General features: G+C 65.1%; 19 protein-coding genes and 4 tRNA genes. 6 read left to right on the top strand and 17 right to left on the bottom strand.

The window, feature by feature from the left end; genetic code table 11:
• The 12 genes from IT472_RS09020 to IT472_RS09075 form a co-directional block, all read right to left on the bottom strand.
• On the bottom strand, positions 1–126 hold a 126-nt coding region (locus tag IT472_RS09020), incomplete at its 3' end, for a GTP-binding protein (protein WP_229730253.1).
• A gap of 90 nt (positions 127–216) precedes the next feature.
• A tRNA-Thr gene (locus IT472_RS09025) sits at positions 217–292 on the bottom strand.
• A gap of 30 nt (positions 293–322) precedes the next feature.
• A tRNA-Gly gene (locus IT472_RS09030) sits at positions 323–396 on the bottom strand.
• A 52-nt stretch (positions 397–448) separates the two neighbouring features.
• Positions 449–534 (bottom strand) — tRNA-Tyr (locus IT472_RS09035).
• Positions 535–851: 317 nt separating this feature from the next.
• Positions 852–1,943, bottom strand: a complete 1,092-nt coding sequence (ychF, locus tag IT472_RS09040) for a redox-regulated ATPase YchF (protein WP_297181050.1) — start codon at positions 1,941–1,943, stop codon at positions 852–854.
• 93 nt (positions 1,944–2,036) lie between these two features.
• Entirely contained in the window at positions 2,037–2,630 is a 594-nt protein-coding gene (gene pth, locus IT472_RS09045; protein WP_297181052.1) for an aminoacyl-tRNA hydrolase, read from the bottom strand.
• A gap of 65 nt (positions 2,631–2,695) precedes the next feature.
• Positions 2,696–3,349 carry a 50S ribosomal protein L25/general stress protein Ctc gene (locus tag IT472_RS09050; protein ID WP_297181054.1) on the bottom strand — a complete coding sequence of 218 codons (654 nt, stop codon included), beginning with the start codon at positions 3,347–3,349 and terminating at the stop codon, positions 2,696–2,698.
• A gap of 169 nt (positions 3,350–3,518) precedes the next feature.
• Positions 3,519–4,478 (bottom strand): ribose-phosphate diphosphokinase, encoded by a 960-nt coding sequence (locus IT472_RS09055; protein WP_297181056.1) that lies wholly within the window; start codon positions 4,476–4,478, stop codon positions 3,519–3,521.
• Positions 4,479–4,664: 186 nt separating this feature from the next.
• Positions 4,665–4,739, bottom strand: a tRNA-Gln gene (locus tag IT472_RS09060).
• A 138-nt stretch (positions 4,740–4,877) separates the two neighbouring features.
• Positions 4,878–5,768: a 4-(cytidine 5'-diphospho)-2-C-methyl-D-erythritol kinase gene (ispE, locus tag IT472_RS09065; RefSeq protein WP_297181058.1), complete on the bottom strand. Its 891-nt coding sequence runs from the start codon at positions 5,766–5,768 to the stop codon at positions 4,878–4,880.
• Entirely contained in the window at positions 5,765–6,388 is a 624-nt protein-coding gene (locus IT472_RS09070) for an outer membrane lipoprotein LolB (protein ID WP_297181060.1), read from the bottom strand. The genes ispE and IT472_RS09070 overlap by 4 nt, the downstream gene beginning before the upstream one ends.
• Positions 6,385–8,061, bottom strand: a complete 1,677-nt coding sequence (locus IT472_RS09075; protein WP_297181062.1) for a tetratricopeptide repeat protein — start codon at positions 8,059–8,061, stop codon at positions 6,385–6,387. The genes IT472_RS09070 and IT472_RS09075 overlap by 4 nt, the downstream gene beginning before the upstream one ends.
• A 97-nt stretch (positions 8,062–8,158) precedes the next feature.
• Between IT472_RS09075 and hemA the strand changes: the two genes are divergently transcribed.
• The 3 genes from hemA to IT472_RS09090 all read left to right on the top strand — a co-directional run bounded on the left by hemA (position 8,159) and on the right by IT472_RS09090 (position 11,010).
• Positions 8,159–9,490, top strand: coding sequence for a glutamyl-tRNA reductase (gene hemA, locus IT472_RS09080; RefSeq protein ID WP_297181064.1), 1,332 nt, complete (start codon positions 8,159–8,161; stop codon positions 9,488–9,490).
• Positions 9,483–10,568 (top strand): peptide chain release factor 1, encoded by a 1,086-nt coding sequence (prfA, locus tag IT472_RS09085; protein ID WP_297181066.1) that lies wholly within the window; start codon positions 9,483–9,485, stop codon positions 10,566–10,568. The genes hemA and prfA overlap by 8 nt, the downstream gene beginning before the upstream one ends.
• Before the next feature lie 67 nt (positions 10,569–10,635).
• Positions 10,636–11,010 (top strand): helix-turn-helix domain-containing protein, encoded by a 375-nt coding sequence (locus tag IT472_RS09090; RefSeq protein WP_297181068.1) that lies wholly within the window; start codon positions 10,636–10,638, stop codon positions 11,008–11,010.
• Between the two features lie 8 nt (positions 11,011–11,018).
• Here IT472_RS09090 and IT472_RS09095 read toward each other — a convergent pair whose 3' ends face one another.
• The 4 genes from IT472_RS09095 to IT472_RS09110 form a co-directional block, all read right to left on the bottom strand.
• The gene (locus IT472_RS09095; RefSeq protein WP_297181069.1) at positions 11,019–12,839 is read right to left on the bottom strand and encodes a tetratricopeptide repeat protein; all 1,821 of its coding nucleotides are present in this window, start codon (positions 12,837–12,839) and stop codon (positions 11,019–11,021) included.
• Between the two features lie 61 nt (positions 12,840–12,900).
• Positions 12,901–13,176: an acylphosphatase gene (gene yccX / locus IT472_RS09100; protein WP_297181072.1), complete on the bottom strand. Its 276-nt coding sequence runs from the start codon at positions 13,174–13,176 to the stop codon at positions 12,901–12,903.
• Between the two features lies 1 nt (position 13,177).
• A complete protein-coding gene (locus tag IT472_RS09105; protein WP_297181074.1) occupies positions 13,178–13,732 on the bottom strand; it encodes a TlpA disulfide reductase family protein in 555 nt (184 codons plus the stop codon).
• Positions 13,729–15,000, bottom strand: coding sequence for a YihY family inner membrane protein (locus tag IT472_RS09110; protein ID WP_297181076.1), 1,272 nt, complete (start codon positions 14,998–15,000; stop codon positions 13,729–13,731). Before IT472_RS09110 ends, IT472_RS09105 begins: the two co-directional genes overlap by 4 nt.
• A gap of 233 nt (positions 15,001–15,233) precedes the next feature.
• On the opposite strand from IT472_RS09110, the gene IT472_RS09115 reads away from it, so the two are divergent.
• From IT472_RS09115 to IT472_RS09125, 3 genes are read left to right on the top strand one after another with little or no spacing between them, the layout of a single operon-like run.
• Entirely contained in the window at positions 15,234–15,575 is a 342-nt protein-coding gene (locus tag IT472_RS09115) for a DUF2069 domain-containing protein (RefSeq protein WP_297181078.1), read from the top strand.
• Positions 15,572–17,149, top strand: coding sequence for a tetratricopeptide repeat-containing sulfotransferase family protein (locus tag IT472_RS09120; RefSeq protein WP_297181080.1), 1,578 nt, complete (start codon positions 15,572–15,574; stop codon positions 17,147–17,149). Before IT472_RS09115 ends, IT472_RS09120 begins: the two co-directional genes overlap by 4 nt.
• 59 nt (positions 17,150–17,208) lie before the next feature.
• The gene (locus IT472_RS09125) at positions 17,209–17,697 is read left to right on the top strand and encodes an asparaginase domain-containing protein (protein ID WP_297181082.1); all 489 of its coding nucleotides are present in this window, start codon (positions 17,209–17,211) and stop codon (positions 17,695–17,697) included.
• Between the two features lie 271 nt (positions 17,698–17,968).
• On the opposite strand, the gene IT472_RS09130 is transcribed toward IT472_RS09125, so the two are convergent.
• A partial coding sequence (locus IT472_RS09130) for a pre-peptidase C-terminal domain-containing protein (RefSeq protein ID WP_297181084.1) occupies positions 17,969–19,683 on the bottom strand: 1,715 nt, incomplete at its 5' end.

Genomic DNA, 19,683 nt, shown 5'->3' on the forward strand with positions numbered 1-19,683 from the left:
CCCGCCAAAACGCTCCGCGCCCACCTTCGTCAGCGCCGCCGTCAGCGTCGTCTTGCCGTGGTCCACGTGACCGATCGTGCCCACGTTCACGTGGGGCTTGGTGCGCTCGAACTTACCCTTTGCCATGGCTGCAATCTCGCTGCGTGATTTGGTGGTTGGTACTTTGGTTTGACGCCGACCGCAACCGGCCGGTGCTTGCGGGCAACCCCGCGAAGATGGTGCTCACGAATGGAATCGAACCATCGACCTCCTCCTTACCAAGGAGGTGCTCTACCGACTGAGCTACGTGAGCGAATTGTGGACAGGCCGCGCAATGCAATGGTGGAGCGGGAGACGGGAATCGAACCCGCACTAGTAGCTTGGAAGGCTACAGTTCTACCATTGAACTACTCCCGCACCGGGAGGCCTGCTTGACGCACCGCCGGCTGGTAAGGCCCGCGGGTGGAACTGGTGGAGGGAGGTGGATTCGAACCACCGAAGGCGTAAGCCAGCAGATTTACAGTCTGCCCCCGTTGGCCGCTTGGGTATCCCTCCGCACATCTCCAAGAACGGCATCAAAGCCTTTCAAAGAGCCCGTAATTTTGGGGTGCGGCGGGCCGTCTGTCAACGAGTAGCCTCTTCCAGCGACAAGTGAGCATGGGCAGGCCCGCAAGGTTCCAACGAGAAGTGAATCTGAACAGGCTCGGGGCATCCCCGAAGAATGCCCGTGTCGCCCGATGCAGAGCCCCTCAAGCCCTCGATGATCTTGCGATTTCCTTGCCGGATGGTCTCCGTCCCAGCTATCGCCGATTCGACCGAAGCCCAGGCGGGCTGCACGAGGCGGCGCGCACCCGCGAGCACAGCAGGCCGGATCAGACGTTGAAGCGGAAATGCAGCACGTCGCCTTCCTGCACCCGATACTCCTTGCCTTCCAGCCGCAACCGACCCGCGTCGCGCGCGCCGCTCTCGCCGCGGTACTTGATGTAGTCGTCGTAGCCAATGGTTTCGGCGCGGATGAAGCCTTTCTCGAAATCGGTGTGGATGACGGCGGCGGCCTGCGGTGCGGTGGATCCGGCCTTGACCGTCCACGCACGCACTTCCTTCACGCCAGCGGTGAAATAGGTCTGCAAGCCCAGCAGCGCGTAGGCGGCGCGGATCACCCGGTTCAAGCCCGGTTCGCCGAGGCCGAGATCGGCGAGGAAGACGTCGCGGTCGGCTTCATCCATCTGGCTCAGCTCTTCCTCGATCGCGGCGCACACCGGCACCACTTGCGCGCCTTCGGCCTGCGCACGGGTGCGCACTGCGTCCAGGTGCGGATTGCCCTCGAAACCGTCTTCGAGCACGTTGGCGACGTACATCACCGGCTTCAGGGTGAGCAGGAACAGATCGCGGATGACCAGCGTTTCCTCGTCATCCAGCGCCACGCTGCGTGCGGCCTTGCCTTGGTCGAGCGCGGCGCGCAGCCGGCCCAACACGTCGATTTTCGCCTTGGCGTCCTTGTCGCCGCTCTTGGCAACCCGCTCGTAGCGTGCGATCGCCTTGTCCACCGAGTCGAGGTCGGCCAAGGCCAACTCGGTATCGATGGTGTCGATGTCGGCGATCGGATCGACCTTGTTGGCGACGTGGATCACGTCGGGGTGCTCGAAGCAGCGCACCACGTGGCAGATCGCATCGACTTCACGGATGTGCGAGAGGAATTTGTTGCCCAGACCCTCACCACTGGCCGCTCCAGCGACCAAGCCGGCGATGTCGACGAACTCGACTGCCGTCGGCACCACTTTCTGCGGCTTGACGATCTCGGACAGCGCGTTCAAGCGCAGGTCCGGCACCGGCACCACGCCGACATTCGGCTCGATCGTGCAGAACGGGAAGTTGGCGGCGGCGATCCCGGCCTTGGTCAGCGCGTTGAACAGGGTGGACTTGCCGACGTTCGGCAAGCCGACGATGCCGCATTTGATGCCCATGGTGAGGAATCCGGATGGAGGGGAAACGAGACCGCGCCGATCGCGGGCAACACCCCGCCCATCGGCACGGCAGCAACTGATCCTGCGCTTGGATCAGGAGGGCGGTTTGGACGTGTGCAACCGCTTCATGGCTTCGGGAAAACTGCCTTCCACCGCCAACGGCAATGCATCCAGTGCCTCGGCGATGGAATCCAGGATCAACGACTCGTCGCTGCCGCTCGGACGCCCAAGCACCCACGGCACCACCAATTCCTGACGGCCGGGGCCGGGATGGCCGATGCCGATCCGCAACCGATGGAAACGTCCATGGCCGAGCAGGCGAATGGTGTCGCGCAAGCCATTCTGGCCGCCATGGCCACCGTCGAACTTGAGCCGGGCGCTGCCCGGTGACAGGTCGAGGTCGTCATGTGCAACCAGCATCTCGTCCGGCTCGATCTTCCAGAACCGCAGCGCGGCGGTGATCGACTTGCCAGACAGGTTCATGAAGGTCATCGGCTTGAGCAACCGCACCGTCTGGCCGCCGATATCCGCCTGTGCGACTGCACCGAACAGCTTGCCTTCGGCGGTGAACGTCGCGCCCAACCGCAACGCGAGCGCATCAATGAACCAGAACCCGGCGTTGTGCCGGGACCTCAAGTGTTCGGCCCCGGGATTGCCGAGGCCGACGATCAGGCGCAGGCCAGCCATCGAAGCGACAAGCCTTCGCACTCAGCCCGACGCAACCGTGCGGCACGCCGGGCTGGAGCGAAGGATTACTTGTCGTCCTTCTTCGCCGCCTTGGTGGCCGGCACTTCGACCGCCGTCGGCGCGGCGGCATCAACCGCTTCTTCCCTGGCGTGCTTGGCCACGACCACGGCCACATCATGCTCCTTGCCGAGCCTGAGCTCCGGGATCTCGACCCCGGACGGCAGCTTCAGATCGGACAGGTGGACCACGCCGCCCACGGCGAGGTCGGACAGGTCGACGGAGATTGCCTCCGGCAGGTCCTTCGGCAAGCAACTGATTTCCACTTCGGTCAGTTCATGCATGATGACCACGCCACCGGTCTTGCCGGCCGGCGATTTTTCCTGGTTCAGGAAGTGCAACTGCACCTTGGTCCGCAGCGCCTGGTTAGCGTCCACGCGCTGGAAATCCAGATGCATGATCAGCTGCTTGTACGGATGCCGCTGCATGTCGCGCAGGAGCACCTGCTCGACCTTGCCGTCGACGTCCAACTCGAGGATCGAGGAATAGAACCACTCGTGCTGGCTGGCCAGGAGGATCTGCTCGTGCTCGATCTGGATCGGCTGCGGGGCGCTCTTGCCGCCGTAGACGATGGCCGGAAGCTGGGCCGCACGACGCAGGCGGCGGCTCGCACCCTTCCCCTCGGCGTTGCGGCCAGTGGCCTTGATGATGTGTTGGTTCATGGTGTTCGACTCACTTTGACGTTGCAATGAAGCCACCTCGCGGTGGCGAAAACACTCATCCGCGACCAGATGAGTGGGGTTCCCGTGCGAGCCCGAACAACGGGATCAGCGCGAGGATGTTCTGACGCGGGCGGCGGCAAGATGCCCCGTCCCGCGATGAAGCATGTCGTCAGTCGACGTACAGCGAACTGACCGACTCGCCGAACGCCATCCGGCGGATGGTCTCGGCCAACAGCTCGGCAACGCTGAGTTGCCGAATGCGCCCACAACCCAATGCCGCCGACGACAGCCGGATGGTGTCCGTCACCACCAACTCATCCAGTAACGACTTGGAAAGGTTGTCGATCGCGGCACCCGACAGCACCGGGTGGACGCAGTAGGCGACCACCTTGCGCGCGCCGCGCTCCTTGAGCGCATTGGCGGCGGCGCACAGGGTGCCAGCGGTATCGACGATGTCATCGACCAGCACGCAGGTCTTGCCTTCGACGTCACCGATGATGTTCATCACCGTGGCGACGTTGGCACGCGGGCGACGCTTGTCGATGATCGCAAGATCGGCATCGTCGAGGCGTTTGGCGATCGCGCGAGCGCGCGCCACGCCACCGACGTCCGGCGACACCACGATCAGGTTGTCGGTGCCATGCGCGCGCCAGATGTCGGCCAGCAGCAGCGGCGAGGCATAGACGTTGTCGACCGGGATGTCGAAGAAGCCTTGGATCTGGTCGGCGTGCAGGTCCACGGTCAGCACGCGGTCGGTGTCCACCGCGCTGAACATCTTGGCCGCCACCTTGGCGGTGATCGGAACCCGCGAAGAGCGCGGCCGGCGGTCTTGTCTTGCGTAGCCCAAGTACGGCACCACGGCCGTCACGCTGGCCACCGAAGCACGCTTGAGTGCGTCGATCAGCACCAGCAGTTCCATGAAATTCTCGGCGGTGGGCGCGCTGGTCGGCTGGATGACGTAGACCTCCTGCCGACGCACGCTCTCCTGGATCTCGACCTGCACCTCGCCGTCGGAAAATCGGCTGACCAGTGCCTTGCCGGGACGCACGCCCAGTTCGCGGCACACCGCTTCCGCCAACGGCCGGTTGGCATTGCCCGAAAACACCAGCAGATTGGGTCTGTCTTGCATGTCTTTGGCCGGGGATCGTGGTGTGGGACGTGGCGTTGGATCGGGACGGCGAAACGGGTTGGCGCTTGGGAAGGACTGAACAACTCCATCCAAGCGTTGTCAGCCCACGCCATCCTTGGCTGGTGGAACCCCCTGAATTGTTCAGATTTCCAGGGTGTTGCGGATCCAATCTCGAAATTCGCGGAATGGCAGGGGCGGCAGGATTCGAACCTACGAATGCCGGGATCAAAACCCGGTGCCTTACCGCTTGGCGACGCCCCTATGGCAATGCTGAACACGTCCCTCCTGGACGCGTCAGCACACGCTGCGTCCGGTGCAGGCCCGGACGCAGCTCCCGCGGATCGATCGCAGATGTGATCGATCCGCGGCCGACCATCCACGGTCGGCAGGCAACGCCGACTAAATCAGCGTTGCCCTAGGGGTTTCCGCCACCGCATCCAGCAGGGGCGACCTGTCCGCGCTGCGTACCAGCCAGGCATGGAGACCTGCCGGCAGCGCCGCGAGCGCCAGTTGCGCGGATTCACCATCGGCGAATTCCACGTAGCAGCCGCTTCCCGAGCCCGTCAAACGCGGCCGACCGATGCTCGAGAGCGCCGTGAACATGGCCTCGACGGCGGGTTCGCGACGACGCAGCACCGGCTCGAACGCATTGCCGAGCTCGACTCCGGAAAGGAAGTCCGCCATTTTCGCGGGCGGGGCATCGCGCGTCAAATCCACCGCCCGGAACAGTTCAGCCGTGCTGGCATGCACGCCCGGACTGGCCACCACGTACCACGCCGCTTCCAGCCTTGGAAGCGGGGTCAGTCGTTCACCCACGCCCTCTGCCCAAGCGGTCTGCCCATGGACGAACACCGGCACGTCGGCGCCCAGCGTGCGGCCGAGCCTGGCCAGCTGATCGACCCCCTGATCCAGACCCCAGAGCCTGTCCAATGCCATCAGGACAGTGGCCGCATCCGAAGAACCGCCACCGAACCCGCCCCCGATCGGAATGCGCTTTTCAATGCCGATGTCAACGCCTTTGCTGAAATTACATGATTTTCGAAGAAGTTCTGCAGCACGAACCATTAAATCAGCAGACGGGTCCACACCTGCAACCGCAGGCCCGACGCGAACGATCCGATCGTCGCTGCGCGCACGCAGGAACACGGTGTCGCCCCAGTCGAGCAGGCGGAACACGGTCTGCAATTCGTGGTAGCCATCTGCCCGCCGCCCGAGGATGCGCAGGAACAGGTTGAGCTTGGCGGGCGCAGGCAACGTGACCCAGCCTTCAATGGCGGGAAACACGCTCATTCCGTCGACCAACGGTCGATCACGAGCCGCACGCGACTGCCGTCGCGACTGGCAGTCACCCGAATTGGCATGGGCAAACCGCTGTTGGCGTCCGGTTTCCAGCCGTCATAGTCGACCGACCATCCCGCCTGCTCCAGATGTCGGGGCAGTCCATCGCCATCGAATTCGATCCGCGCCGGACCAAACCGGGAGGGCCCGGCCTCGACCGCACGCAGCCAACAACCCAGCGCCGAAATCGGCACGTCCCACCCGATAGCGTCGCGCACCAGCGCGACCGCATCCGGACCACGTTGCGGCTCGGGCAGGATGCCACTCAACACCGCACCATCGGCCGCAATCTCGAGCGTCCAACTTTGCCGCGTCACCGGCGCGGACAGCTCCAGACGCAGCACTCCCCCGCCCTGCGACCACGTGATCCGGCCCGAGCCTCCATCGCGCCCATTGGAAAGCGCGACCCGTCCGGACATGCTCCACCGTGGCGCAGCGCAATCCCCCGCCTCCAATCCCAGCACCCGGGCGCGATCCTTCGGCACGATGACCGGTTCCGGAACGGCCAGCCGTGGCGCCGTGGCGCAGCCGGACAGCAGCACGGCAAGCAGCACGCACCCCAAGGCCTTCATGCACCGGTCTCCTGCAATGCCCGCTGCAGAGATCGGTTGGCCGGATCGAGCTTGCGCGCCTCGTCGAAATAGCGCCGTGCCTCATCGCGCTGGCCCAGCACCCAAAGCACTTGGGCAAGGTGGCTGGCGATGTCGGCATCCTGTTGCAGTGCATAGGCGCGGCGCAGGTAGTCGAGCGCCTCGCGCTTGCGGCCCAGCCGGAACAGGACCCAGCCATAACTGTCGGTGATCGCCGGATTGCCGGGATCGGCCACCCGCGCGCGGTCGATCAGTTCCAGTGCCTCGCGGTAACGGTCGGTGCGGTCGGCGAGGGTATAGCCGAGCGCATTGAGGGTGGCGACATTGCCGGGCTCGATCACCAGGATCCGACGGAAATCGGCTTCGGCCTTGGCGATGTCATCCAAGCGCTCCCACATGATCGCTCGCGAATAAAGCAGGTCGAGGTTGTCTGGAAACGCCGCCAGCCCGCGTGCGAAGGCATCGCGCTCGCCCACCACGTCCTTGTCCTTTGCGCGCAGTTCGGCCTCGACCTGATAACCCTCGCGGCGGTCATCATCCTCAAGGTCCGAATCAGACTGCAGCGCACGCAGGGCTTCGAAGGCCGCCTCCTTGCGACCCATGGCAAACAGCACACTGGCTCGCCGCAGCCGGATCATGGGCTGCAGCCGCTCGTCCGGCACGCTGGCATACCAGGTCAGCGCCTCGTCGTAACGCTCGAGGTATTCGGCGATCTGGCCCAGCAGGAGTCGACGAACCGGATTGGGATTGGTCGCATCACGTTTGATCTCGTCATACAGGGTGGCCAGGGCCGGCTTGTCCCCGACCTTGTCAAGCAGTTCCGCGCGACGGGCAAGGATGGATTGGTCCTGCGGGCCCTGCGCCAGCAATGCAGCTGCCTTGCCTGCATCCCCAATCAGCACGTACTCGGAGGCCAGCGCCATGCGCAAGTCCGGGGCCAGTCCACGCTCCGAAGCCAGCGTATCCAGGGCCGTGCGGGCATCGTCCGGTCGCCCGGCCTGGCGCAACAACTGTGCCTTCAGCAGGGCCACCCGGGGATCGCCCGGGAAACGTTCGACCACCTGGCGGATGATGCTGTCGACCAGGGGCTTCTGGTCCAGCCGTTCGGCCAGACCGCCATAGCCCAACCAAGCCGCCAATTCGTTCGGCAGGACGCCGCTGTCGACCGCCTCGGCAAGCAACTTGACGACCAGTTTCGGCTGCTTGCCCACCGCGCCCGCCAACGCGGCAAGCGACATCTGCCAATCCCCGCTTGCATACAACGCCTGCAACTCGCGGCGTGCATCGCGGGTCTTGCCGATGCGCAGTGCGAGACTGGCGGCAAGCATGTGCTGGTCACGTCCGGATTGCGGTGCCAGCGCACGCCACACTGACCACGCCTGCTGCGCAATGCCCTCCTCGTCTGCCAGCAGGGCGATGCGCATGGCGCGCTCGGCAAGCACCGGATCCTGGGCTGCGCGCGCTGCCTCAAGGTAGTTGCGCGCAGCCAGCGGCAACTGACCGCCCTGCAATGCAAACTCTCCGGCCAAGGTCGCCTCCAGCGAATCGACCCGAGCAGGCGGACCAGAGCGCGACGCCGCCGTGGCGCACAGCGTGCCAGCCAGCAGGACAATCACCAGGATCATGCGCAAGCCAAGGCGCAGCGGGATACCCATGGGATCAAAGGTAGAATGGGAGGTTGGACTCGCAGCTTAACCCACGCGTCCCGCCGTATCCGCGCAGGGCACAAGACCCACTCCAATTCCTCGAGCCATGAGCCTGTTCCTCCTCGGCATCAACCACCAGACCGCGCCGGTTGCCCTGCGCGAGAAGGTTGCGTTCGCGCCCGAGGCACTGGCATCGGCGCTGGCCTCCCTGCAAGCTCTCCGCGAAGTCAGCGAGGTGGTCCTGCTATCCACCTGCAACCGCACCGAGGTGTACGCTCAGTCCAACGGCAGTGATTCCGAACTCATCGACTGGCTGGTGGCGCACCCGGGAGATCCGGGCAACGGTGCACCAGGACCGGAACTTCGCGCCTACCTGTACCGTCACCGCGATGGCGATGCGGTGCGCCATCTGTTCCGAGTGGCCAGCGGCCTGGATTCGATGGTCCTCGGCGAACCGCAGATCCTCGGCCAAGTGAAGCAGGCATGGGCCGCAGCGCACGATGCCGGGGCCTTGGGCGGAACACTGGACCGCCTGTTCCAGCAGGCGTTTGCCACCGCCAAGCATGCACGTACCGACACCCGGATCGGCATGCATCCGGTGTCGGTGGCCTCCACCGCGGTGCATTTGGCGCAGCGCAACTTCGCGCGCCTGGACGAATCCACCGTGCTGCTGATCGGCGCTGGCGAAACCATCGAATTGGCCGCGCGCCATGTCGCCGAAGCGCGCGTCAAACGCCTGCTGGTGGCCAACCGAACGCTTGCCCACGCCCAAGACATCGCCAGTCGCCATGGCGGCTTCGCGCTGCCGCTGGACGAGATCGATCGCCATCTTTCCGAGGCTGATGTGGTGTTTTCAGCCACCGCCAGCCGCACCCCGATCCTGCGGCGACCGCAAGTCGAACATGCGCTGCAGGCGCGACGGCACCGACCGATGCTGCTGCTGGACCTGGCGGTCCCGCGGGACATCGACAGCGATGTCGGTGAGTTGCGCGACGTGTTCCTGTACACCGTGGACGACCTCGAACATGTGATCGAGGACAACCGCCGCAGTCGCCGCGAGGCCGCGCAACAGGCCGAAGCCATCATCGACCTGCATGCATCGCGTTTCCTCGAACAATGGCAAGCCAGTGGACGCCAGCAAACCCTGCTGCAGCTGCGCGCCCACGGCGAAACCGCGCGTGACGAAACGCTGGCCAAGGTACAGCGCCAGCTGGCTGCAGGCCTGCCCGCCGAGCAGGCGCTGGAACTGCTCGCCCACACCCTCACCAATCGCCTGTTGCACGCCCCGACAGTGGCCCTGCGCGATGCTGCACTGCATGGCGACGTGGATCTGGCGCGCGCCGCAGAAAAGCTCTTCCCTGCACTTGCGCAGGGAGCAGAATCGGCGGATCCGACCCCAATCACGGACTCATCCAACCCGCAATCCCCCCATGCTTGATTCCCTGCGCCGAAAGCTCGAGGCCCTGCTGGAACGGCGCGAGGAGGTGGAGCGCCTGCTTGCCGATCCGACCGTGGCGACCGACCAATCGCGCTTTCGCAGGCTCTCGCGCGAATTCGCCAGCCTGCAGCCGGTGGCCGACGCACTGGCAGCAGAGGCGCGGGCGCGCGCCGACCTCGCCGCCGCCGAAAGCATGCGCAGCGACCCCGACCTGCGCGAACTGGCCGACGATGAAATCGCCTCGGTCAGCCAGCGCCTGCAACGACTGGAAACCGAACTGCTGGCGCACCTGGTCCCGAAGGACGCACGCGACGACGGCGGGCTGTATCTCGAAGTCCGCGCCGGCACCGGCGGCGACGAGGCGGCGATCTTCGCCGGCGACCTGTTCCGCATGTACACACGCCACGCCGAACGCCAAGGCTGGCGGGTCGAAGTGGAATCTGCCAACCCTGGCGAACACGGCGGGTACAAGGAGATCGTGGCGCGCATCGAAGGCGATGGCGCCTACGCCAAGCTGAAATACGAATCCGGCACCCATCGCGTGCAGCGGGTGCCGGCCACCGAATCGCAGGGCCGAATCCACACCTCGGCGGCGACGGTGGCGATCATCGCGCTGGACACCGGCGATCTCGAGTTCAGCATCAACCCCGCCGACCTCAAGGTGGACACCTTTCGCTCCTCCGGTGCCGGCGGCCAGCACGTCAACAAGACCGAATCGGCGATCCGCATCACCCACGTCCCCACCGGCGTGGTGGTCGAGTCGCAGACCGAGCGCAGCCAGCACGCCAACCGCGAGAAGGCGATGAAACGCCTGCAGGCGATGCTGGTCGAAGCCGAGCTGGACAAGCGCGCGGCCGCCACCGCCGCCGATCGCAAACTGCAGGTCGGCAGCGGCGATCGCAGCCAGCGCATCCGCACCTACAACTTCCCGCAAGGACGCATCACCGACCATCGCGTCGAAGGCTTGACCCTGTACGACCTCCCGAATGTCCTCGAAGGCGAGCTCGGTCCACTGATCTCGCGCCTGCAGCAGGAACACCAGGCCGAAGCCTTGGCACGGCTTGCGCGGGACGCTTGAGCAGGCCAGCGATGGCGGCCGGGCGCGGCGCGGCCTACACTCGTTCGCAGTCCGCAGCGGATTGACGATGATGCTCGCCTCCACCCTGCAACGCCTGACCAAGGCCAGTGGCCTGAGCGTGGCCGATCTCGCCACCGCAATTCCCAAGGCCGGCATCCAGACCGTCAACGCGTGGCTGCGTGGCGACAAGCTGCCGGGCTACGACCAGATCGAAGCTCTGGCCCGCACCCTCGGGGTTCCCGCAGGGGCGCTGCTGGGCGAATTGGCGGCAAGCCTCGACCCCACCCGCACCCGCGGCGAGCATGAATTACTGGCCTGCTATCGCAGCCTGGATTCGCGTCGCCAGGGTGCATTGCTGGAAATCGCGCGCTGCCTGCGCCCGGCACCCGCCCCCCCACCGCCGCGCAAGCGCGCCAGGAAGTCCCGCACGACGAAGGATTGAAGCGCCTTTCAGCGCGTCGCCGCCGGTGCGGCAGTCGCCGCACGCGGTGTCGCCGCAGTTGCCGCGGCGGTGGGCGGCCACGGCAAGCCCACCTGGCGCGCCAAGGTTGCGTAACGCGGATCATTGCGATAACGCAACAGCAACGCATCGTAGAGCAACGATTGCATCCCGGGATCGCGCGCCACCCAAGCCTTGCCCAACCACTGGAACATGGCGTCGGGCTCGCCGCGCACGGCATAGACCTGCGCAATCTGGAACGCCCAGCCTTGTGGGTACTTCCGTATGCAATCACCCAGCCGCACATCTGCCACGGCGCGGTCGCCGCCAACCTGCGCCGCCAGCGCCAACGCAAAATCACGCCACTCGCCCGGCGGCTCGGCCTCGGCAGCCTTTTGCGCCGCCGCCGAATCCTTGCGCAGCACCCCAATGAGGGTGAGCACGAAATGGTTGTAGGCCCCTTTAGGCTCGACGCCAATCATCTTGTCGAGCAACCGTTGCGCCTCATCGAAACGCCCTAGCGGCAACAGGTATGCAACCAGCGAATGGTTCCAGTTGGCATCGAGCGGATTGATCTTCAACGCCCTGCGGGTCAGCTCCACGGCTTCCTTCAGATCACCCTGGTCGGCGCGTGCGACGCCCAGCAGGTTGAGCGCATCGCCGTCGTTGGGTGCGAGATCCACTGCCTTGCGCAATTCGGCTTCGCCTTCCTTCAGGTTGAAATCCCGGGTGATCAACAACCAGCCGCGGGCAAAATGCGAAGCGGCCTGGTTGGGCGCCAGCCGCAATGCCTGCTTCACCGCAGCATCGGCGTCGTGCAGGTATTTTTCTGCATCGGCGCCGGTGACGCCTCCGCCACTGACCACATCGACCATCACCGCCGCCTTCCTCGCATACGCAACCCCATAGGCGGGATCGAGCTCGATGGCGCGGTTATACAGGTCGAGTGCCTTGAGCGCGTCGGTGGACTGGATCACCCGCGCCTGCACATACGCGTCATAGGCCTCCAGATTCCCGCTCGGTGGGCGGTCCGTCTGCACCGCTGCCTGCGGCTTGGGCAGCAATTGCGACTTCAGTGCGCTGGCCACCTGCGCGGTGATCTGGTCTTGCAGCGCGAACAAATCCTTGTAGGGACGATCATAACTTTCGGCCCACAACGTACTGCCATCGGCGGCGCGGATCAGGGTGGCGCTGACCCGCACGGTATCGCCCATGCGCCGCACCGTGCCCTCGAGCAGATGCGACACGCCGAGTTTTGCCGCGATGGTGCGGTTATCGTCGGTACTGCCGCGGAACTGGAATGAAGACTTCGGATTGATCACCCGCAGTCCCTGGATCTGGGCCAACGCGATGATGAAGCCCTCGGACAGCCCGTCGGAGAACGCCTGCTGACCCTGATCGCCGCCGCTGTCGAAGGGCAACACGGCAATCGAATTCTTGTCGACTGGCATCGCCGCAACCTGTGCGGCCGGCTGTTCGTGCTGCACCACGCGATCCGTCAGCAACAGCACCACGGCCACCGCCAACACCGCGATGATGACGAGATCGGTCCTCCGATTATGGCTGCGCCGCGACGCCACATCCGAAATCGCCACTTCGTCATCACGCTTGATGCCCTGCGATGTGAATTCGTAGCGCCACGACAGCACCAGCCACAATGGGAAACCGAAACCCGCGGCGATCAGGAACCAGCGCGTCGTCGCCTCTGGCGCCCCGACCGACGGACCAAGTTGGGCGATGCCTTGTGCCAGCGCCCAGACGGCACCGATATAGAGGACGGCCGCACGCAGCACGTTGCGGCGGCGAAGCTCAGCGATGAAATTTCGGGCCATCTGCGGACGTCCTATGCCGGGCTTCCACGATTCTGGCATATGCTCACGCCGGGCTGCAGCGTCAGCCGGTCGTAAAACCCCGCCACGGGAGAGAGGCCGACGATTCGATTTCACCCCGGATCACGCGATCAACCCGTGCCAGCGAAGGCCCGTGCCGTAGCCATGCTTCCAGTGCGTCCAGCGCCGCGGCCTCGCCGATGGCCAGCACCTCGACATTGCCATCGGCCAAGTTGCGCGCGATGCCTCGCAGGGTGAGGCGCAGGGCCTGCGCGCGGGTCGCGGCACGAAACCCGACACCCTGCACGCGACCGCTCACGATGAAGCGCGCCTGTGCCATCTCAGCCCGCCTTCGGTCCGCCATGCGCAGCGATATCGTCATCCAGCATGCGTGCAGTCACCTGCCCCGAATACTTGCGCACGATCCGGCCGTCCGGCCCGATCAGCCAACTCGTCGGCAGCGTGCGCGGTACACCGAAGTCCTCCGGCGGTGCGTACACGCTGACCTGGGCGATCGGATAGGTCACCGGGTGCTGGGCGAGGAATGCACGCAACTCGGCCGGCTCGGCCTCGTCGTAGGCCAGCCCGATCACCACGATGTACTGCCGCATGGCTGCCAGCGCCGAGAACTCCGGCATCTCCTGCAGGCAGGGCTGGCACCAGGTCGCCCAGTAGTTGACCAGCACCCACTTGCCGCGCTGCTGGGCGAGATCCCAATTCGCGCCATCCAGCGTCTGCACGCGAAGGACGGGGAACTCGGGTGGGGCAGAAACGCCGCGCGAAGAAGTGCCTGCAGTTACCCGGGCACTGGCACGGTCTCCTTCCCCACCACCACACCCCCCCAGCAAGGCCGCCACCACCAGCACCCCTGTCAGATGCGCGAGACGGCGGTTCATGCGTCCCACGCTCCGTGGAACACCTGCGCAACCGGCTGGTTCAACAGGCCACGCAACGGCGAGCGCAGTTCCTCCATCGCCTTCATCACCGCAATGCCCAGCGCGTCGTCTGCATGCGGCGGGACCACGTCGCCCACTGGCACCCGCAACTGGGCTGCCTCGTAGACTTCCCCCAGGGTCACCTCGTCGAGATCCCGCGACAGCAGCCATTCCCCACTTTCGGCCCGCTGCAGGACATTGATCGTCACCAGCCGGGCAAGCAGCATCTGCACCATGTCATCGCTGAGGCAAGGCTCCAGCTCCTGGATTCCCTCGCTGGTCAGGCCGCTGCCCTTGACCCGAGCCTGCTGGAAACGACCAAGCATCCGCAACACGCCGTACAACTCATGGCCATGCGGCAGGCGCAGCGCACGCGGCTGGTAGCGGAACGCCGATATCGAGGCCGTGAACGATGCCCCGAGCAGGACCGCGACCCAACTCAGGTAGATCCACAGCATCACGATCGGCACCAGCGCCACTGCACCGTAGATCTTCTGGTAGGAATCGAAGCTGCCAAGGTACAGACTCAGGCCGGACTTCACGCCCTCGAACAGCAGCACCGACAGCAGTGCCCCGCCCAGCGCGTGGCGCCAGAACACCGTGCGGTGCGGGACGACCTTGAACAGCGCCGCAAATGCGAAAAGTTCGATACCCATCGGCGTGAGCCGCAGCATCAGGGCTTCCAGCCAGCGCCCGGGCAGGGTCTCGAAGATGGACAGGGCGAAAAATCGGGTCGACAGCGCCAAGCTGGCAGCCGCCACCAGCGTGCCTAGGGTCAATACGGTCCAGTAGACGAGGAAGCGCCCGAGCTTCGGTCGTGCAGTGGGGACACGCCAGATCCGGTTGAAGATCGACTCCACGCTGCTCACCGCCACCAGAAGCGAGATGATCAGTGCCAGCGCACCGGCCGCGGTCAGTGAACGGGTATTGCTGGAAAAATCGGTGAGGTATCCGGACACCGCGCGCGCGGCGCGCGGGACGAAGTTGGCGAAGATGTAGCCGCTGAGGCTGTCACTCCATGCCTCGAACACGGGGAACGCGGAAAGCACGCCAAACACCACCATGGTCAAAGGGACCAGTGCGAATGCGGTTGTGTAAGACAGCGCACCCGCCGCCTCGAACAGTCGATCATCGAGGAAGCGTCGCAGCACGAAACGGGAAAAACTACCGATCCGCGCAGGATCGCGCAGGTGACAGCTCCAACGACGGACAAGCTCGGCTGGCGGCATCCGCCAAGCCTAACAGGTCGCGCCCCAAAGTCGGCGGCGGGTGAATCCATTTGCCATCGACAGCCGCGTGGCCATGCGTCAAGGACTCCCAAGATTCGCCGGCTCTGTCATTCAAGCGCAATACTTCTGGACTTCCACGCCCCATGTTTGCAACGCTTGGCACGCACGGATCCCGATCCATCGCACCCGATCGGCCATTGCACCTCGCCTGCGGCACGCACAGACATCCACCGATGAACCCAAAGCACTCCCTTGTCGCATCACTCATTGCGCTGGCGCTTTTGTACCTCGCCTGGTTCGCGAACGATCCGCACATCGTGGCTGCTCTGCTGGTGTTTGCATTGCCGCCGGTTGCCCTTGCGGTGGCCGCGGCGCGCGGCTGGCACCGTGCCGGGTTCACCGCGTCTGTGCTTGCCCTCTTGTGGTTTTGCCACGGGGTGATGCTGCTGTGGTCCGAGCCGGACCTGCGCCTGCAGGCGGCCCTGGAAACCGTGCTCGCCCTGGCCGTGATCCATGCCGCCTGCCTGCCAGGGATCCGGGCGTGGCGCGAAAATCGCCAGAAGCAAAGGTCATGACCAGCGATCCACGCATGGCTGGCCTCGCTCCGGAGATCGCGGCATCCGTGCATGCCGGCGCCCGCGCGCTGCGGGATGGCAAGCCTGCCCAGGCCGAAGCCTTGTTCCGACAAGCCTGCACGCAGGCGCCAGACCATCCGGAACCGATGCGCTATTTGGCCCTGCTCGAGTTGCACACGCGCCGCCCCGGTCCCGCCCTCGCCACCTTGACCCGGGCGCTGGCGTTGGCACCGAGGGATGCCCTGTTGCATGCGGACTTCGGAACCGCGCAAGCCGCGTGTGGGGATATCGACGCTGCATTGACCAGTTGGCGTCGCGCCTGCACGCTGGACGCCAGCCAACCGATGGCATGGTTCAACCTCGGCCGCAACCTGCAGCAGCGCGGGGAGACCCGCGCCGCCATCGAGGCCTTGCAGCATGCCGTCGACCTGACCCCGACCCTGCTGCCGGCCCGCATCCTGCTGGGGGATGCCTTGGTGCATGCCGGCCAATTCGACGCCGCGGCGCACCAGTATCGCGAAGCGATTCGAATGCATCCCCAGTGCGGTGACGCGTGGCGCGGGCTCTCGAACATCAAGACCGCCCCCTTGGCAGACGCCGACATCCAGACCCTGCGCCTGCAGATAGGCCGCAGCGACATTGCTCCCACGGATCGCATCGCCATGGGGCACGCCTTGGGCAAGGCCGAGGAAGACCGCGGCGCGCTGGATGCCGCGCTGTCCGCCTTCACCGCCGCAAATGCACGGCAGGAGCAGTTGACGCCGTGGCGTCCGGAGGCATTTGAATCCTTCCTGATCCAGGCACTTGCCGCCACCGAGGCACTGCCCACGCCGCAAGACCCTCTGCTGGGCCACGAGATCATCTTCATCGTCGGCCTGCCGCGTTCCGGCTCGACCCTGTTCGAACAGATCCTCGCGTCCCATCCGGACGTCGAAGGCGCCAGCGAACTTGATGATCTTGGCGTCGTGATCCAGCAGGAGTCGGTGCGTCGCAAGACGCCCTATCCGCATTGGGTCCCGCACGCCAGCACCGCCGACTGGCACCGCCTCGGCCAGGCGTATCTCGAACGCACCGCCCGCTGGCGCACCAAACGACCACGTATGACCGACAAGCAGCCGGACAACTGGAAGCACGCCGGCATCCTGCGTGCGATGCTGCCCGGCGCACGCGTGATCGAAACCCGCCGCGATCCACTGGACACCGCGTGGTCCTGCTTCAAACAGCAGTTCTACAGCCAACCGCACTTTGCCAACACGCTGGACCACATCGGCCTGTATCTGCGTCGCAGCGAACAGGCGATGGACATCTGGCGCGGGCGCGATCCGGCGCACATCCACGTCCACCACTACGAGGCCCTGCTGGCCGAGCCTGAGGCCCGCATCCGGGCCTTGCTCGACGCGTGTGCGCTGGCCTTCGACCCCGTCTGCCTCGCGTTCCATACCGCTGCCCGCAGCGTACGCACCGCCAGCGCCGCGCAGGTGCGGCAACCGCTGCGCGCAAGTGCGGGGCAGGCGCAGCGCTATGGCGCTCGGTTGGATCCGCTGCGAAAGGCACTGGAATCAACGATCACCTGACCGCACCGCCGGACTGCCGTCGCCCTGCGCGTGATCCGGTTTTGAGTGAGAATATGTGCATGGACAATCTCCTCATCGTCACCACCGGCGGCACCATCGACAAGATCTATTTCGATGCCAAGTCGGACTATCAAGTCGGCGAACCGCAGATCGGCGGCATCCTCGAAGACTTTCGGGTGGCGTTCCGTTTCCACGTCATCCCGCTGCTGCGCAAGGATTCGCTGTTCGTCACCGATGCCGATCGCCAGCTGCTGCGCGACACGATCGCGGCGCAGGACGAAGCGCATGTGTTGGTGACCCATGGCACCGACAGCATGGTGCAGACCGCCGAAGTGCTGGCCGGCATCCCCGGCAAGACGATTGTCCTTACCGGCGCGCTCAACCCCGCACGCTTCGAAGGCTCGGATGCAGTGTTCAACATCGGCTGCGCGGTCGGCGCCGTGCAATCCCTGCCGGCGGGCGTCTACATCGCCATGAACGGCCGCATCTGGGATCCGGGCAAGGTGCGCAAGAACGTCGAGGCCAACCGGTTCGAGCCGATCGCATAGAACCGAGTTGTCGGCACGGCCTCCAGTCAAACGGGACTCGGGCTTGCGAGCAAATGCGCAGGCCGGGCTCACGCGTATTCCGGTCGGTACACAGTCGAGCGCATGCAACCGTCATCCGTGAACGATGCGCCCTGTGCGGCTTCGGGCAATGCAGGTGACACGCCAGCCTCTGAAATTCCCACGATGAAAAAAACCCCGGCCGAAGCCGGGGTGAAATTGCGCCTGCGTCCTCTGGCCGTGCCGGTTGCCCGGCACGGCTCAGGGACACGCATCACTTCAGAGTTTCAGTCAGCACCACACCGTAGAACGTTGAGTACGCACGCACCCGGATGTAGTAGGTGGTGGTCACCGTCGGCGTGAAGGTGCAGCTTTCGGTGTTGCCGGACTTGTTCGAACGGCAGTTGTAGCTACTGCTGGTCGGTGCGCTGCCGGCGCGGACGTACAGGTCAGCATCGCCAACACCGCCCGAGGTCGTGTAGGTCACGGTCTGGCCCGCCTGCACCGTCGACGTGTAGGTGGGCGACCAGTAGCCCGTGAAGACCACCGGCAGGTTCACCGAGGACGTCTCGCCACCACCACCACCACCGCCGCCACCGCCATCACCGCCGGCTGTGTAGTCGCCCACCAGGCTGACACCGGAGAACGCCGCATAGGCATTCAGGCGCACATGGTAGGTCCCGGCCGACGGGGTTGCGAAGCTGCAGCTTTCGGCATTGCCGGACTTGTACGGACGGCAGTCATAGCTGCTGTCGGTCGGTTTGCTGCCGAACTTGACGAACATGTCGGCATCACCGGTGCCACCGGACAGGGTGAAGGTCAGGTTGCTGGCGCCCGAGGGCACCGTCATCGTGTAATACACATCAGAGCCGGTGGATGCCTGCTGCCCGGTGAGCGCCGTCCCCTTGGTCAGCGCGCCGCCGGGGCTGTTGCCGCCGCCGCCGCCGCCACCGCCACCGCCACCGCCACCACCGCCACCACCACCACCGCTTGGGCAGGACACGCCGACCGAATTGAACGCCGCGGTGACGTCGGCCGTGGCGTAGCCCAGATCCGAAGCGGCCGACTCGACGCCGCAGGCGCCCTGGTTGAAGGTGCTGCTGGAGGTCCAGTAGTTCTTGTTGGCAGTCGCGAAAACCTTGAACGCCTTCATCGTGTTCCAGCCCGAGGTCTTGGCCAGCAGGCAGAACGCCTTGTTGTAGACGCCGGAAGAGTAGTGAACGTCCATGCCGCTGGTGAAATTGGCGGCATTGTCGATCGATTTCCCATCCTGGGTCGGGTTGCACATGTAGCGCAGTGCGCCGCTGTTCTTGAAGATATCTGCGCCGACCAGCCAATCATTGCTTCCGCGATCGAAATACTTGGCGGCCTCGCCGGCCATGTCCGAGTAGGCCTCGTTCATGCCGCCGGACATGCCGGAATAGACCAGCCCGGACTGTTGCTCGGTGAAGCCGTGCGACACCTCATGCGCAGACACGTCCAGACTGACCAACGGATAGAAGGTGCTGCCACCGTCGCCGAAGGTCATCGCGCTGCCGTCCCAGAATGCGTTCTCGTAATTGGTCTTGTAATGCACACGCATGGTGAGCTGGAAGGACAGCGGCGCCATGCCCATGTACTCGTTGTACATTTTGAAAATCACGCCGCCGAAGTGGTGGGCGTCGTTCAAGGGCGAGTAAGCGCCGTTGATCGACTTCACCGTGTTGCGCGGGCAGGTGTAAGAGAACGCCGAGGAACCGCTGGTGCCACCATTCATATTGATGGTTTTCACATTGGCGTTGCTCATGGTGCAGGTGTTGCCACTCTGCGCCACGTCCAGATAGCCGTAGTCGGTGCCGTACTCGTATTGGCCGATCTTCTGGTTGCCGCCAGGGCCGGTGCCGACGTTGGCGGTCTGCAGGTTCTCGATCTTCTTCAGCACGGCGCCGGTGTGGGCGTCGATCAGGATGATCGGACGTGTCGCCCGGCCAGCCGTCGGAGAATCGGCGA

It is taken from the genome of Thermomonas sp. (assembly GCF_020850895.1).
Taxonomy (GTDB): domain Bacteria; phylum Pseudomonadota; class Gammaproteobacteria; order Xanthomonadales; family Xanthomonadaceae; genus Thermomonas.

Coding starts and splice junctions, on each gene's coding strand:
- IT472_RS09090 (WP_297181068.1), top strand. CDS start 10,636: ATGATGCTCGCCTCCACCCTGCAACGCCTGACCAAGGCCAGTGGCCTG.
- IT472_RS09120 (WP_297181080.1), top strand. CDS start 15,572: ATGACCAGCGATCCACGCATGGCTGGCCTCGCTCCGGAGATCGCGGCA.
- ispE (WP_297181058.1), bottom strand. CDS start 5,768: ATGAGCGTGTTTCCCGCCATTGAAGGCTGGGTCACGTTGCCTGCGCCC.
- pth (WP_297181052.1), bottom strand. CDS start 2,630: ATGGCTGGCCTGCGCCTGATCGTCGGCCTCGGCAATCCCGGGGCCGAA.
- IT472_RS09105 (WP_297181074.1), bottom strand. CDS start 13,732: ATGAACCGCCGTCTCGCGCATCTGACAGGGGTGCTGGTGGTGGCGGCC.
- IT472_RS09050 (WP_297181054.1), bottom strand. CDS start 3,349: ATGAACCAACACATCATCAAGGCCACTGGCCGCAACGCCGAGGGGAAG.
- IT472_RS09055 (WP_297181056.1), bottom strand. CDS start 4,478: ATGCAAGACAGACCCAATCTGCTGGTGTTTTCGGGCAATGCCAACCGG.
- IT472_RS09075 (WP_297181062.1), bottom strand. CDS start 8,061: ATGGGTATCCCGCTGCGCCTTGGCTTGCGCATGATCCTGGTGATTGTC.
- IT472_RS09110 (WP_297181076.1), bottom strand. CDS start 15,000: ATGCCGCCAGCCGAGCTTGTCCGTCGTTGGAGCTGTCACCTGCGCGAT.
- IT472_RS09115 (WP_297181078.1), top strand. CDS start 15,234: ATGAACCCAAAGCACTCCCTTGTCGCATCACTCATTGCGCTGGCGCTT.
- IT472_RS09095 (WP_297181069.1), bottom strand. CDS start 12,839: ATGGCCCGAAATTTCATCGCTGAGCTTCGCCGCCGCAACGTGCTGCGT.
- IT472_RS09125 (WP_297181082.1), top strand. CDS start 17,209: ATGGACAATCTCCTCATCGTCACCACCGGCGGCACCATCGACAAGATC.
- ychF (WP_297181050.1), bottom strand. CDS start 1,943: ATGGGCATCAAATGCGGCATCGTCGGCTTGCCGAACGTCGGCAAGTCC.
- IT472_RS09070 (WP_297181060.1), bottom strand. CDS start 6,388: ATGAAGGCCTTGGGGTGCGTGCTGCTTGCCGTGCTGCTGTCCGGCTGC.
- yccX (WP_297181072.1), bottom strand. CDS start 13,176: ATGGCACAGGCGCGCTTCATCGTGAGCGGTCGCGTGCAGGGTGTCGGG.
- prfA (WP_297181066.1), top strand. CDS start 9,483: ATGCTTGATTCCCTGCGCCGAAAGCTCGAGGCCCTGCTGGAACGGCGC.
- hemA (WP_297181064.1), top strand. CDS start 8,159: ATGAGCCTGTTCCTCCTCGGCATCAACCACCAGACCGCGCCGGTTGCC.